The organism is Saccharothrix sp. S26, from assembly GCF_021390395.1.
Classification (GTDB): Bacteria; Actinomycetota; Actinomycetes; order Mycobacteriales; family Pseudonocardiaceae; genus Actinosynnema.
In genome coordinates, this window is record NZ_JAJUWT010000031.1 from 53,979 (window position 1) to 66,879 (window position 12,901).

16 protein-coding genes and 2 pseudogenes are annotated in these 12,901 nt (G+C 64.7%); 4 read left to right on the forward strand and 14 right to left on the reverse strand.

The genetic code is table 11. The annotated features are described in order from the left end of the window. Positions 1 to 71 precede the first annotated feature (71 nt). Positions 72 to 389: an ArsR/SmtB family transcription factor gene (locus LZG04_RS37805; protein WP_374202974.1), complete on the reverse strand. Its 318-nt coding sequence runs from the start codon at positions 387 to 389 to the stop codon at positions 72 to 74. Between the two features lie 76 nt (positions 390 to 465). On the opposite strand from LZG04_RS37805, the gene LZG04_RS37810 reads away from it, so the two are divergent. Then, the gene (locus LZG04_RS37810) at positions 466 to 1,701 is read left to right on the forward strand and encodes an MFS transporter (protein ID WP_233826428.1); all 1,236 of its coding nucleotides are present in this window, start codon (positions 466 to 468) and stop codon (positions 1,699 to 1,701) included. Positions 1,702 to 1,896: 195 nt separating this feature from the next. Here LZG04_RS37810 and LZG04_RS42850 read toward each other — a convergent pair whose 3' ends face one another. The 4 genes and pseudogenes from LZG04_RS42850 to LZG04_RS37830 form a co-directional block, all read right to left on the reverse strand. Further along, entirely contained in the window at positions 1,897 to 2,187 is a 291-nt protein-coding gene (locus LZG04_RS42850; RefSeq protein WP_308199655.1) for a hypothetical protein, read from the reverse strand. 9 nt (positions 2,188 to 2,196) lie between these two features. Further along, positions 2,197 to 2,691: pseudogene (locus LZG04_RS37820) on the reverse strand (HhH-GPD-type base excision DNA repair protein); the annotation flags it as partial. A gap of 28 nt (positions 2,692 to 2,719) precedes the next feature. Then, a complete protein-coding gene (locus LZG04_RS37825; RefSeq protein ID WP_233826432.1) occupies positions 2,720 to 3,769 on the reverse strand; it encodes a DUF4917 family protein in 1,050 nt (349 codons plus the stop codon). Between the two features lie 116 nt (positions 3,770 to 3,885). Further along, positions 3,886 to 4,470: an HhH-GPD-type base excision DNA repair protein gene (locus LZG04_RS37830; RefSeq protein WP_233826434.1), complete on the reverse strand. Its 585-nt coding sequence runs from the start codon at positions 4,468 to 4,470 to the stop codon at positions 3,886 to 3,888. A 68-nt stretch (positions 4,471 to 4,538) separates the two neighbouring features. Between LZG04_RS37830 and LZG04_RS42205 the strand changes: the two genes are divergently transcribed. Next, the gene (locus tag LZG04_RS42205; RefSeq protein ID WP_267938868.1) at positions 4,539 to 4,673 is read left to right on the forward strand and encodes a hypothetical protein; all 135 of its coding nucleotides are present in this window, start codon (positions 4,539 to 4,541) and stop codon (positions 4,671 to 4,673) included. A gap of 33 nt (positions 4,674 to 4,706) precedes the next feature. Here LZG04_RS42205 and LZG04_RS37835 read toward each other — a convergent pair whose 3' ends face one another. The 4 genes from LZG04_RS37835 to LZG04_RS37850 form a co-directional block, all read right to left on the reverse strand. Further along, the gene (locus LZG04_RS37835) at positions 4,707 to 6,086 is read right to left on the reverse strand and encodes a replication initiator (protein ID WP_233826436.1); all 1,380 of its coding nucleotides are present in this window, start codon (positions 6,084 to 6,086) and stop codon (positions 4,707 to 4,709) included. After that, on the reverse strand, positions 6,086 to 6,241 hold the full coding sequence (locus tag LZG04_RS37840; RefSeq protein ID WP_233826438.1) for a hypothetical protein: 156 nt from the start codon (positions 6,239 to 6,241) through the stop codon (positions 6,086 to 6,088). Before LZG04_RS37840 ends, LZG04_RS37835 begins: the two co-directional genes overlap by 1 nt. Positions 6,242 to 6,422: 181 nt before the next feature. Then, complete coding sequence (locus LZG04_RS37845) at positions 6,423 to 6,683, reverse strand: hypothetical protein (protein WP_233826440.1); 261 nt, start codon at positions 6,681 to 6,683, stop codon at positions 6,423 to 6,425. Between the two features lie 4 nt (positions 6,684 to 6,687). Continuing rightward, entirely contained in the window at positions 6,688 to 6,954 is a 267-nt protein-coding gene (locus tag LZG04_RS37850; RefSeq protein WP_233826442.1) for a hypothetical protein, read from the reverse strand. A 36-nt stretch (positions 6,955 to 6,990) separates the two neighbouring features. Between LZG04_RS37850 and LZG04_RS37855 the strand changes: the two genes are divergently transcribed. After that, complete coding sequence (locus LZG04_RS37855; protein WP_233826444.1) at positions 6,991 to 8,511, forward strand: helix-turn-helix transcriptional regulator; 1,521 nt, start codon at positions 6,991 to 6,993, stop codon at positions 8,509 to 8,511. Here LZG04_RS37855 and LZG04_RS37860 read toward each other — a convergent pair. After that, a complete protein-coding gene (locus LZG04_RS37860) occupies positions 8,488 to 9,027 on the reverse strand; it encodes an NUDIX hydrolase (RefSeq protein WP_233826446.1) in 540 nt (179 codons plus the stop codon). The two genes, LZG04_RS37855 and LZG04_RS37860, sit on opposite strands and share 24 nt — an antisense overlap. Positions 9,028 to 9,177: 150 nt before the next feature. On the opposite strand from LZG04_RS37860, the gene LZG04_RS37865 reads away from it, so the two are divergent. Beyond that, positions 9,178 to 10,665 (forward strand): P-loop ATPase, Sll1717 family, encoded by a 1,488-nt coding sequence (locus LZG04_RS37865; RefSeq protein WP_233826448.1) that lies wholly within the window; start codon positions 9,178 to 9,180, stop codon positions 10,663 to 10,665. Here the strand turns inward: LZG04_RS37865 and LZG04_RS37870 are convergent, their stop codons facing one another. The 4 genes and pseudogenes from LZG04_RS37870 to LZG04_RS37885 all read right to left on the reverse strand — a co-directional run bounded on the left by LZG04_RS37870 (position 10,666) and on the right by LZG04_RS37885 (position 12,857). Continuing rightward, a complete protein-coding gene (locus tag LZG04_RS37870; protein WP_233826450.1) occupies positions 10,666 to 12,273 on the reverse strand; it encodes a recombinase family protein in 1,608 nt (535 codons plus the stop codon). 26 nt (positions 12,274 to 12,299) lie between these two features. Beyond that, a pseudogene (locus LZG04_RS37875) lies at positions 12,300 to 12,395 on the reverse strand (Fe-S cluster assembly protein HesB); the annotation flags it as partial. Beyond that, entirely contained in the window at positions 12,367 to 12,666 is a 300-nt protein-coding gene (locus LZG04_RS37880) for a hypothetical protein (protein WP_233826452.1), read from the reverse strand. The gene LZG04_RS37880 and the pseudogene LZG04_RS37875, both read right to left, overlap by 29 nt. Further along, complete coding sequence (locus LZG04_RS37885) at positions 12,663 to 12,857, reverse strand: LLM class flavin-dependent oxidoreductase (RefSeq protein WP_233826454.1); 195 nt, start codon at positions 12,855 to 12,857, stop codon at positions 12,663 to 12,665. The genes LZG04_RS37880 and LZG04_RS37885 overlap by 4 nt, the downstream gene beginning before the upstream one ends. Positions 12,858 to 12,901 lie beyond the last annotated feature (44 nt).

The following is a 12,901-nucleotide window of genomic DNA, read 5'->3' on the forward strand; positions in this document are numbered from 1 at the left end:
CGCACCCGCCGAGGCCCCACGTCGAATCGAGCCGGCCCAACCACCGAGTCGCCGTACTCACCCCCGGGCCCTCACCGCTTCGCCGCCAACACCCCATCCAGCAACCCCGGGAACAACGCATCCAAGTCATCCCTGCGCAGCGAACTGATCCGCGACGTCCCCTGCGGCCGAACGCGAACCACCCCCGCCTCCCGCAACGTCCGCAAGTGGTGCGTGAGGGTCGACGCCGTCACCCCCAACGGCAGCACCCCGCACGAGATCCCCTCCTCGTGCTCCGCCAACGCCCGCACGATCTGGAGCCGCACCGGGTCGGCCAGTGCCTGGAGCACCGACGCGATCCGGATCTCGTCCCGCTCCGGGTGTGCGAGCAAGGTGGTCATAACGCCCATACTACGAGACGCATCAAACTTCGATGACTGCCGTAGTACGATCCCTGTCGAACCACCACTCGATCGGGGGGCAGCCATGCCGGAACCACGAGCACCACTCACAGCACACCGTTCCGCCCGCACCTACCTCCTCGCCGCCGGTGCGTTCGCCATCGGCACGAGCGGGTACATCGTCTCGGGCGTGCTGCCCGCCGTGAGCGAGGAACTGCACGTCTCGCACGCCACCGCCGGCCAACTGCTCACCGCGTTCGCCATCGCCTACGCGATCTCGTCCCCGCTCCTCGCCGCCCTCACCGGCCGCTGGGAACGCCGCACCCTCCTCGTGGTCGCCCTCGCCGTCGCCGCCCTCGGCAACCTGCTGGCCGCCGTCGCCCCGAACTACCCGCTCCTCCTGGTCGCCCGCGTGATCAGCGCCTTGGGCGCGGCCGTCTACACACCTGCCGCGACCCTCGTCGCCACCGTCCTGACCCCGCCGGAGCACCGCGGCCGCGCCGTCGCCCTCGTCTTCGGCGGGTTGACGTTCTCGCTGGTCCTGGGCGTGCCCGCGGGCAACGTGCTCGGCGAACCCCTGGGCTACCAGGGCGTGTTCGCGCTGATCGCCGCGGTCTGCACCCTCGCCGCCGTCGCGGTCCGGCTGTGGCTGCCCCGCGTCGACGCCCCGCCGGTCGTCAGCCTGCGCCGGCGCTTCGCCCCCGCCGCCGACCGGCGCGTGCTGATGGTCCTCGGCCTGACCGTGCTCGCGTGCCTGGCCGTGTTCAGCGTCTTCAACTACATCGCACCGCTGCTGACCGAGACCGCGCACGTCGAAGGCGCGACCATCGGCGTCCTGCTCGTCGCCTACGGCCTGGGCTCGGTGCTGGGCAACTGGGCCGCCGGCCGCCTCACGGACCGCTTCGACACGCGCAAGCTGCTGGTCGTGCTGTTCAGCTGCTTCACCGTCGTGCTGGCCACGTTGCCCCTCACCACGACCACGCCCGTCTCAGCCGCGGTCGCGCTGTTCGTGTGGGGTGCGCTCACCTGGTCGGCCAACCCGCCGATCCAGAGCTGGCTGATCGAGCTCGCGCCCGCCAACAGCGGCCTGCTGCTGTCGCTCAACGCGTCCGCGATCTACCTCGGCGTGGGCCTGTCCGGCGTCCTGGGCGGCTTGGTGATCAGCTCGTTCGGCCTGCTCCCGCTCGCGCCGATCGCCGCGCTCCTCGCCCTCGTGGCCCTCGTGATGCTGGTCTTCGCCCTCAAGCCCGAACCGCCTCACGAGCCACCGAACGCGCTCGTGGTCACCTCTCCCGCACCGGGTTCGGCCGCCAGGCAGTGAGAGTAGTTCCGGTCGCCGTCCGCGAACGCCACGGCGGCGGGGCGGGGAGGCTTCACCCTGACCCCGCCGCCGATCTCGACCGACCCGGGGCCGCCGACCGCGCCGGAGTCACGCACCGCCCACCACCACGTGCCCGCCGCGACGACCATGGCCAACACCGCCGCACCGATCACCTACGGCCAGCGCCTCGCCTCCTCACCAGACCTCGCCGGACCACGTCGGCCGGCGATCCGCCCGTGCACAGCTCCATGACGAGGTAGGGCGTGCCCTGCGGGGTGAAGTCGCCACCACGTGCGGGTGCCCGGACAACCGCGCCGCCGCGTGCGCCTCACGCAGGAACCGCCGCCGGTCCCGGTCGGTGCGCAACACCCGGTCATCGACCTTCACCGCGACCTCGCGATCGAGCTCGACCCGGCGGGCGCGGTAGACGGTGGCGAAACCACCCCGGCCCGGCGGCGTGAGATCGGCGAGACCCGGCAGCTGCACGCGGGGACTCTAACCCCCGACCGCTTCCTTCCCCGCCGCCTTCGCCGCCTTCTTGAACGCGCGGACCTCGGCCAACGTCTCCGCGCTCGTCACGTCGGCGATCGACCGCCGTGACCCTTCCTCCCCGTACGCGCCGGCCGCCTCGCGCCAGCCCTCCGGTGTCACGCCGAGCTGCTTGCCGAGCAACGCGACGAAGATGCGCGCCTTCTGGTCGCCGAACCCGGGCAACGCCTTCACCCGCCGGAGCACTTCCTCGCCGTCCGGCTTGCCGGCCTTCCAGATGTTCGCCGCCTTGCCGTTGTAGTGCTCGATCACGTGCAGGGCCAACGCGTGCACCCGCCGCGCCATCGACGCCCCGTACCGGTGGATCGCCGGCGGCTGCACGCACAGCTCCACGAACCGGTCCACCTCGGTCCGCGCGATCTTCTCGATGCTGAACCCCTCCATCCGATCCGCGATCTTCCGCGGCCCGGCGAACGCGTGCTCCATGGGGAACTGCTGGTCGCAACACACTGCTAAATGTATGACCCACCTAAGCACGTCCGTCGTTCCATAGATGGACGGAACTTGCGTCGTAGAACTGCACCTCAAGGGCCGTTCCGCCTGGATGTTCCTCCCTGCGGTGTTCGCACAACCCCTCGCCTTTGCGGATGATTGCGCTGTTGGTAGCGGAGTCCTCATCTCCGTAGATCGAGATCGCGAGCTTGCTGAGCTTCGACTTTGTGATCGCGCGGAGTATGTGGTCGTCGTTGTCGTCAAGCGAGTGACCGTAGATTGCCATTGTTCCGCCGCAGCTGCTCAGTGACCTCAGCGCTTTGGATAGGTAGGCACTGCGGTTAATCTTATCGACCTTCTGCGGCGATGTTCCTTCGGCCACGTACAAGGGGAATCGATTCTGAGTCAACTGCCGCCGCGCTTGGTCAATCAACGCGTCGGCGGTGCGTATCCACGTAACCTTGCGAAGGCCATCAGTGCCTACGTACAGATGTAGTGCCCCATGCAAGTAGTGAACAGTCTGGGTGTGTGGGTTATACATATTCCACAGGACCGTGTCATCCCCGTCGATTCCGCTATCACGGAATCCGTCGTCTCTGCCCTTGCTGGGGAAGTCTGGTGGAAGATCTTGCATCAAGCTCCAATAGAGAAGCAAGTCGTAGCTCACTGTGTAGATCGCTTGGAAGCGATCAAGGAATCGCCTTGTAGATCGGTACTGAGTTTCGGAGATGTCGTATGGGCGATCTGGGTGCAGCCCGGCAATGGACTTGGCAAGTACCTCGCGAAGTTCTACCGACGCTCTATCGAGGCGTGCAAGCAGCGCCGGATCGACGTTATCGTCAAGCGCGCGTAGGACTCTGGCACTCGCTAGGAACGACCGCATAAGCGCCTCGAAGTCCGTCAGTCCGGTAGTGTTCATTACCTTGGCAACGTCGTCGGAGAGCAGCGAATCCGTCTTAGCTTTTTCGGCGAGCGCTCCATAGCTGAATCTGTGCGGGTCGAATGCCATGCTGAACCCGTTGCCGAGAAGTAGTCTCGGTTGCCTCGCGCCATCAAGCCAGGCCATGGCTTCATCAAAGGTCTGCACGGCGTCCTCCTCGTTGAGTCGCTGCCTGTGTCAAGGCATCGGCGAGGGCGCTCTGGCGTTACGCCGCACTAGCTAGCCCGTACGGACGTCACCCGTATGGAGTATCGAAGGGTCGCTTATAGATCTTTGCTGGCTTTGACTGCGGCCTTCGCCGACTTCTTGAAATCGCGCACCTCGCTCAACGACGCCCTGTCCCGGACATCCGCGACACTGCGCCGAGAGTCGACCTCACCGTAGGTCCCGGCTGCTTCACGCCATCCTTCGGGCTGAATGTCGAGCTGCTTGCCGAGCAGGGCGAGAAAGATCCGCGCCTTCTGGTCGCCGTACCCAGGCAACTCTTTGAGGCGCTTCAATACCGTCTTACCGTCAGGCTCATCCCGCGTCCAGATTCCAGCAGGATCGCCGTCGTAGTGCTCGATGAGGTACTGAGCGAGCGTCTGGAGCCGCTTGCCCATTGAGCCGGGGAACCTATGGACGGCTGGAACCTCAGACATGACGGTGGCGAACTCCTCTTCACCTGCCTCTGCAATCCTGTGGACGCTCAGTTCACCCATGCGGTCTGCGATGACCTTCGGTCCCTTGAACGCCTTTTCCATTGGAATTTGCTGATCTAGTAGCATTCCAAATAGCAAGGCGAGCGGGCTGGTGGAGAGCAGTTCGTCCGCTTCCGGGTCCTGGGCGAGGCACAGCTTCGGGGTCATGCCGGGAATCATCTCATGACGGCTCTCGTGGTGCTGTATTCGTTGGCACGACAGCGCGGAGCGATGGCGTGGCGTCGATCGCCGTGCCCAGCTTGATCAAGCCGAGTGACCATGCGATCGTCACGGCCTTGACCTTCTGTTCGGCCATGCACTTCCTCTTGGTGCTCATGCGGGTGCCCGCGCTGGCGCAGCCAGCGCCTTGACTGAGGAGAAGGAAGTTTGAACCACGCCCCTAGTCAGGCTGCCGGGTCGTTGTTGGTCGGGCGGGGGATCGGCTTGAATCTGTGCTGCTCGCGGATCACCTCAGCCCACGCCTCTTCACCGGCGTTGATGTAGCCGGTGCCTGAGACTGCCCAGTCACCGATGCGCACGGTTGAGTGGTTGGGTGGAAGTGGGTCCAGTCCGGCAAGCTCTCGGGCTTGATCGGCTCGGAAGCGGGCTCGGTCGGTGCGCATCGTGCCCAGGGTGGTCGAGTAGCGGCGGCTCTTGGTCGAGAAGTGACCGCCGTAGCCGAGCATGTGAGCCCACTCGCGGAGCTTCAGGTGCGGGTGGGTCTCGTGGAGGTCCCAGCATGTTCTGATCATGTGGCGGGCGTGGTCGGTCAGACTTCGGATGCGGTCCAGGTGGGAGATGGTGCGGAACGGTCGATCCACCGTTCCGGCTGTCTCGGCTCCCTTCGTGGCGTACTTCGCGATGTAGCGAGCGACCTTGGCATCGGTCCAGCCGTCGTCACCCTCGTAGTTGATTGGGCGCAGGTCTAGCTGGGTTCCCCAACGGATGGCGTGGGAGTGGACGCGCGCAGTCCGGGCCGCGCTGGTGATTGCTTCGCAAAGCATGTCCATGTCGGTGCTGGCCGGGGGTGGCTCGGCTGGTCCGCTCGGGCCGTCGAGGCGGATCACGGCGTGGAAGTGGACCAGTCCGCGCGACTGGTATTCGGCGACCTTGGCGTACTCCACGCGCAGCACTTTGGACAGGCGTGCGCGGGAGACGCCGAGTGCTTCGGCCAGGTGGCGGCGCAGGTAGACGGCGAACGTGTGCCACAGCTCTCCGGCCCGGTTGTTCCACAGCACCGCTCCGGCGTAGTCGTACGTGTCCGGGTCGATGGCCTGACCCAGTAGTGGATCATCCTCGTGGTGCCTGGCTCGACAGGACGGGTCTTCGCGGCGAGGGTGGCAGGGACGTGCCTGACCAGTGGCGTCCACGGTGCGGTTGTGGACCGGGCCGAACGACGGCGCGGTGAATGTCGCGAATACGCGTGGGTGGGTGGCCACTGAACCCAGCACGTCTCGGCCACCGGCAAGGCCCGACTTGATCAGGTGGAACGTGTCATCGGCGTATACCCGCGCGCACGCCTCGCACCTGCTTGCCCGGCGGTTGCCGCACGCGGTCAGCAGGTACTCGTTGGGCTCGTCCCACGTCGAGTAGGTCGAGAGGACCTCGCCGGTTGTCGCGTCCACTGTGGACGAAGTGCCGACCAGGCGGATCGGGGACGTGCAGCCGCGCGTGCTCGCGACCATGTCCTTCCAGCGGTGGAAGTCGTTCTTGTTCGCGGCACCCTGCGCCAAGAGGCGGAGGTAGGCAGGGATGTCGTCGGTGTCGAACTCCTGGCCGGTCATCACGCGGCCTCTTGGTGGCGCTGAGGCCGTGGTTCGTCGGCCAGTCGGACGCCGAAGATGGCGTTGACGCGCTGCCAGCGTTCGTCGGTCCAGGCGGGGGTGGAGGCGGCTTGCTGCTCTGCCCACTCCCACATCTCGTCGGACGTTGACCCCACGGGAACACTTCCCTTCACGGTGGGGAGCCGTGACAGGGCGGCACGAGGTGTGGGGATCTACCCCTGATGTGTGTGAAAGGAAGTGTTCAAGCGGGTTCTCTGCGGCACCCCGTGAGGGCAGGCCCTCGTGCTGGTTTCAGGGATCATGTGCCGCATCGCTGGCCGTGGCCTGGTGTTGTGTTCAGCGCTGGTGAGTGCTCGTGCTGCGGTCGTCTGTCGAGGCTCCGGGTTGCGGATGCTGCTCGTGGTGGCGGGCCTGGATGGCGGCCACCGTGTCGGCGATCTCTGCGGCTATCCGGCGGGCCTGTGCTCGGGCTCGGTGCCGTCGCCACAGGGCGTGGATGCCGCAGGTGAGGGCGTAAAGGGCCACGCATGACCAGACGGCGCACGCGGCTACGTACATGCCGTAGGTGAGCAGGCCCTTCACGTCCTCCGGGGTCATAGCGTCAGCCGGTGAACTCGGCGTGCTTGCCGTAGGCGTCGGTGCCCTGGCTCATCGCCAGCTCTTGGCACCGGGTGGCGAACTCGGTGGCGGCCTTGGCTAGGTTCCAGGCGAACGCGGCGGCCATCTTCAAGCCGTCCGGGTGGTTCGCCACCTGCACGGCGATCTGCGAATCACCCACTTCCGCGATCAGGTTCGGCTGTCCCGACGTCTGCTCGACCAGTGGGGCCGACGCGTGCTGTTCCGGGTGCGCCAGTACGTAGAAGGCCATTCCCAGACTCCCTCCGTCGTTGTCCTGATCACGACGATGCGGGACTTCTCGTGCTCGGTGCACCACGTTCGTGGATGGGATATCGGCATCACCGATATCCGCAGGTCGGTGCGTGTCGGCGTGGCTACACTCGGGTTGAGGAGCAGGTCAGGGGTGGTGATGGGCGCAAGGCAGAACCGCCGGGACTGCCGGGGGTGCGGGGCTCGGCTGGCGGCTGACAACAGCACGTCGCACTGCTCGGCCTGCGCGCGGCGAGAGGCGCAGGTCGTTCACGCGCCAGAGAAACCGGTCGAGTTCTGGGCGACGCCGCAGTTCCGGGCGGCGTTCGCTTCTCGCCATTTCGGACGGGTTCTGAAGGCTTACCGGTACGCCCACAACCCGCCGCTGACTCAGGCTCGGCTCGCGCGCTGGCTCTACATGTCGCAGCCGCAGGTGTCGCATCTGGAAGGCGAACGCACGCCCGCACCGAGCGACCTGGTGCGGCTCGAACGGTGGGCACGGGCGCTGAGGGTGCCTGAGGCACTGTTGTGGTTCCGGTTCACCTCGTCGCCGATCGTGGCGTCGGGCGAGCGGCGGGGCCGGTCGTTCGGATGGTTCACGGTGGGTGCGTCCGAGCCTGCTACGGATCGGGTCGTGGGGCCGCCGGACGTGGAGACGTTGCGGGCGATGACGCGGACGTTCCGACTGCTCGACAACCGGTTCGGTGGTGGGCACGCGCGGTCTACGGTGAGTCAGTACCTGGTGGCTGAGGGCGTGCCGCTGCTGCGGGCCGGGCGGTTTCGGGATGGCGTGCGGCGGGAGCTGTCCGGGGCTGTTGCGGAGATGAACCAGCTCGCCGGGTGGATGGCGTACGACATGGGGGACGTCGAGGCCGGGCGCAAGCACCTGCGATTGGCGTTGCAGTTGTGCAAGGACGTGGGTGACGACGCTCTAGCTGCGGAGATGCTGGCCGGGATGAGTCATCACGCGGCGTTCTTCCGGTCGCCGTTGGTGGCGGTCGACCTGGCGCGTGGGGCTCGGGACAACGCTTCGCGGACCGGGCTCGGGGTGCTCCAGGCGGAAGCCGCGGTGATGGAGGCGCATGGGCTCGCGTTGCAGCACGACTCCAAGGGAGCGGTGGCGGCGCTGCGCGACGCTGAGGCGTTGTTCTCCGGAGCTGAGGGCTCGGTGGTGCCGGAGTGGCTGAGCTACTTCGACGCGGCGTACTTGGCGGCGAAGTTCGCGCACACCTTCCGGGATCTCGGGCGGCCGGATGAGGCCGAGGGGTTCGCTCGTCGGTCGTTGGAGATGACCGAGGGGTACGAGCGGGGGCGGCTGTTCAACACGGCGCTGCTCGCCTCGATCCTGGTCGATCAGCGGCGGGTCGAGGAAGCGGTTGAGGTCGGGTTCTCGGCGCTGAGGATGGCGGGCAACCTGAACTCGGTGCGGACGGTGAGATACCTCGCGGACGTGGCTGCTCGGCTGGCGCCCTTTAGACGGGAGCCGGCGGTTGAGGAGTTGCTGGTGGAGATGCGGGCTATGGGGATCGTCGGGTCAGCGGAAGGCCAGAACGTGTAGCAGGCCGATCTGCGCGGCGGCTCCGATGATCTCGCCGTTGGCGAGCATGTCCTTGATGTCGGCGAGGGGAATCCAGGCGACGCGCTCGGCCTCGTTGATGTCGGCCTGTTGGCCGGTGTCCTCGGCTCCGTGGCCCACGTAGATCAGGTTCTCGAAGTCGGCGGTGCCGGTGAGCGGCTGGAAGGTGGTCAGCAGCTCGACGCTGCGGGGCTTCCAACCGGTTTCCTCGATGGCCTCGCGCATGGCGCAGTCGGCGGGGTCTTCGTCCGGGTCGAGGTAGCCGCCGGGTAGTTCCCAGGTCCAGCGGTCCATGATCCAGCGGTGGCGGTAGATCATGAGGACGTGTTCGCGGGCGTCGTCCAGGACAAGCGTCATCACGGCCTTGGGCATCCGCAGGACCCACTGCTCGAAGTGCACGCCGTCGGGTAGCTCTACGTGGGCGATGCTGACGTTGAGCTTGCGGGTGTCATCTACTAGGCGTTCGCCGTGGATAGTCCAGCGCGTCTGCTCGGACAACGGCCTTCCGGAGGTCACACAGTTGGACAGTACCTGACAGTACTTCGAATTGGACACTGAAGTGGTCGGTCCACTCTGCATGTTGCGCATGCATGACGGTACTATGCAAGCATAGATAGCACGAAACAGGTCAAGCGGAGGTGGGAGTCGATGGTTTACATTGATAATCTGTACTTTGGTGCTGCTGACGCTGTCAATGACGTCGACTCTGACCCGGACCGGTTCATGCGGACGTATCTTGATCGATGGGATCTTCCAAGCTTGATCCTGGATCATAAGAAGTTTCTGATCCTTGGCCCGAAGGGGGCGGGCAAGAGTGCGGCCGCGCTGTATGTTTCGCTTAGATGGAAAAAAGAGCTGGGCGATCACGCCGTATTCGACACATTTGTCGATTTTGACGAACTGAATCGTACTCAAAGTCCTTTGACCGGGCTTGATAGCGGTTTGGTGTCAAAAGAAGTTAACTCGCCAACGGACATGGCTTGGCGACTCTTTCTTGGTGTGCGTCTCCTGGATTCTTTAGTTGAAGACCCGGCCTGTAGTCTCCATAATGACCCACAAGTTCAAAAATTCATTAAAGAGCTACGGCAAGCCGGACTGGCCTCTGACGACTATCCGCAGGTCCTGCGGCGTGTTCGGGAACGCAAAGGGGGTGTGTCCGTTCCTCGTATCGCTTCTATCGAATCAAAGTCAACTGAGGCGGAAACCCTGAGTCCAGGTCAAGTCGCAGACGCGGTATTGGATCTTGTGATCTCGGCTATTACTCCAAATCGTCATTTACTGGCTATTGACGGATTGGACAAGGCCATTGCGGACAATCCAGCATACTGGCAAACTGTGGCGGCGTTGGTTCGAGTCGTCGACGGTGTTAGGAGGCGTCTGCGAGGTTCTGGTAGCAAGCATATCTTCTTGCTAGTGATGTGTCGGAGTGACGTATTTAGGCGAGTTCGCTTTTCGGATTCCGCAAAAATTGCTGCCGACGGTGGCATCTATATGGATTGGGGTGCCGAGTCTAACAATCCTACTGAAGTTCTTCTTTGGGACTACTTGGCCCAAAAAGCGGAAGTGTCCAAAATGGCACTGTTGTCGATGTTGCCACCAGTGGTGAAGGTTGCTGGAGGTAAGCGAACCTTCAAGTCTCCCGGGTACCTTCTCCAATTTACCAGGTACACTCCCCGTGATATGACCTTGCTGTTTGAGCAAATCAAGAATCATGCGATACGCGGGGTCAAGTTGGATTCGGGTCAGGTGCGCGACGCTGCCGATAAATTTGCTTCCGAGAACTTGCTATTGGAAATTATTTCCGAGTCGACTGGATTGCTTGACGATGCGGTTATTGATGCCCTAGAGCAGATTTTAGGTTCACTGCCGGCGCATGTCTTTACTTATGGGGAGCTGGAAAAGTCTCTTGAGAAGGCTGGAGTGAGTGAAACTATCACTACCGGACACTTTGCCGAGTACCTCTTCCTGCAGGGTGCGATAGGGAATTGGAACCCCGACGCTGGATATGTACATTTCTATCATCGTAGGCACACCACTAAATTTAATAGGAGTGGTCCTTGGATCTTGCAGACCGGACTGGTCTACTGTCTCGGTGTTCCATTTAAGAAAGGTGATCGTTACTCGCAGTTGAACTGATCAGGTTCGCCAGACTAGTTCGATGCGGTCGGGGTGGAAGCCTCGGCGGCCGTTGGCTGGGTAGACGATGACTGCGGCTAGAGTCTCCTCGATGTAGGCACGCCGCTGGGCCAGGGGGTAAGTGTCCCAGTCGGCTCGGATGGTGGCGTTGGTGGTTTGGGTGATGGCGGTCTTGGCTCGCCAGCGTTCTTGGTCGGCTAGGAGGGCGCGCTCCTGCTGCTCCAGATCGGGGAGCATGGCGAAGTAGCGGGCGGCGGAGATTTGGCGGGCTTTGCGGGCCTTGGCCAGTTCTGAGAGGTCGGCTCGGACTTCGGCTAGTTCGGACTCGTTCGGCCAGGTTTCGGGGGTGGTCTGGGCGGAGCGGCGTTCTGCTTCCAGTTCGTACTTGCGGATGACGGCGGCAGTCACCCACTCGTCCAGTTCGTTGCCGGGGATGCTCACGCCTCCACCGCAGCCGCCTTTGTTCTTCGACTCGCAGGTGTAGTAGAAGCGGTTCGGGTCTTTGACGCGTGAGCCATGAGCCTTGAGTGATCGCAACTTCGCGCCGCAGTTCTCCTTGCCGCAGCGGAGGGTGCCGGTCAGGAGGTAGGTCCTGGTGTTCTTGCCTCGGCCTGCGATGGCGTGGCTACCGATGACGGCCGTTACGGCGTTCCACTCGTCCACGGTCAGGATCGGGTTGAACTGGCCGATGACCGGTTCGCCCGCCTCATTGCTGACGATCTCTACCCGGTGCGCCTCCCGGCCGGTCTCCGGGTTGATCTCACGTACGTTGCGGGAGCGGTAGCCGCAGAGCCTTGGGTTGCGGAAGACGACTTTGACCGTCTGGTTGGTCCACTTGTTGCCCAGCGGGGTCGTCACGCCTTGGTCGTTCCAGTCGTTAACGATCGCGGCCAGGGGCGCGCCCTTCCGGATGCGTTCGGCCGACTTCCTGATCAGGTCGGCTTCGGCCTCGTTGACGGTGCGCTTGTCGTCGTTCCAGCCGAACGGGCGGCGGCCACCGGTCGGGATGCCCGCCAGTTCCAACGCCCGGTGCTTGCGGCGGACTCGGCGGGCTGTGTCGGCGGACTGCTTGTTGTTCGTCGCCACGACGATGCGGGCCACTGTGCGGCCGTTGTCGGTGAGGAGATCGAGCGTGCCGGTGATGTCCACGATCGGGCGGCCGAAGTGCTCGACCACCTCGATGGCGTCTTCCAGGTGGCGGTTGTCCCGAGTCAGGCGGTCGATGTCGTAGACGACCAAGCCGTCGAGGCGGTCACCGGATGGGGTGGTGCCGCGCTTCAGGTCTTCCAGGGCACCTTCGAAGATCGGACGGACCACGCGGTAGGCGTAGGAGCCGTCCGGCATGTAGACGCGGCGGCGCTTCCACGCTGAGGTGTCCGGCTCGACGTACGTGTGGATGTAGGTGCCGCCGCGCGACTCGACGTAGGTCCGGCAGTCCTTCTCTTGCTCGTCCCGGCCTCTGATGTCCTTGCCGGACAGGGGAAGGCGGCGGACGTTGGGGTGTGGGTCGTCGTGACCCAGCTCGAACGAGAGGCGGACCAGGCCCGCCAGGTGGAGGCCCTTCAGGTCGCCCCAGTGAGCCCTGCGGACCCGGTCTGACTGCTCCATGGGCTAGTCATACATCAGACAGTGTGCTGGTCCAGCAACAGGCCTGTGAGCAGCGCGAACGGGTCCTCGCTTAGCAGCTTGTCCGCCGCCGGGTCACCGGTCAGGCGCAGCTTCTTCGGCATGGGCCCCATCCTCGCACCGAACCCCGCACGCCCACCCGTCGAACTCGGGGATCAGGTCGCCGATCAGGCGCAGGCTCCGCACCACGTCCTCGTGCTTCAGGCTGCCCACCTGGTGGAAGGCCATCAGGCGGTCGATGCCCAGGTCGGCGTGGACGCGCAGCTTCTTGCGGCACGTTTCGGGACTGCCGACGATCAGCGAGTCCTGTTCGTTCAACGCCTCGAAGATCTCCTCAGGCGCGACGTCGTCGCCCTGCAACACCTGCCCGATCACGACCTGCTGGGTCTGCCGCCGCACGTCCGCCGGGTCGACGCCGAACAGCCGCCACTCCGGCGCGGTGGAGCGGTCAGCCCGAACTCCAGCCGGCCGCCGCTGAGGTGGTCCGGCATCGCGGCACGTTCGGCTGCCCTGATCGGGTGGTTGAACCGCGCGGGCGCGAGCACGGCGGCGTGGCCCAGCCTCATCCGCGACTCTTCCCGTGGGTCCGCCGAAAGTGGCCCGCGATCGC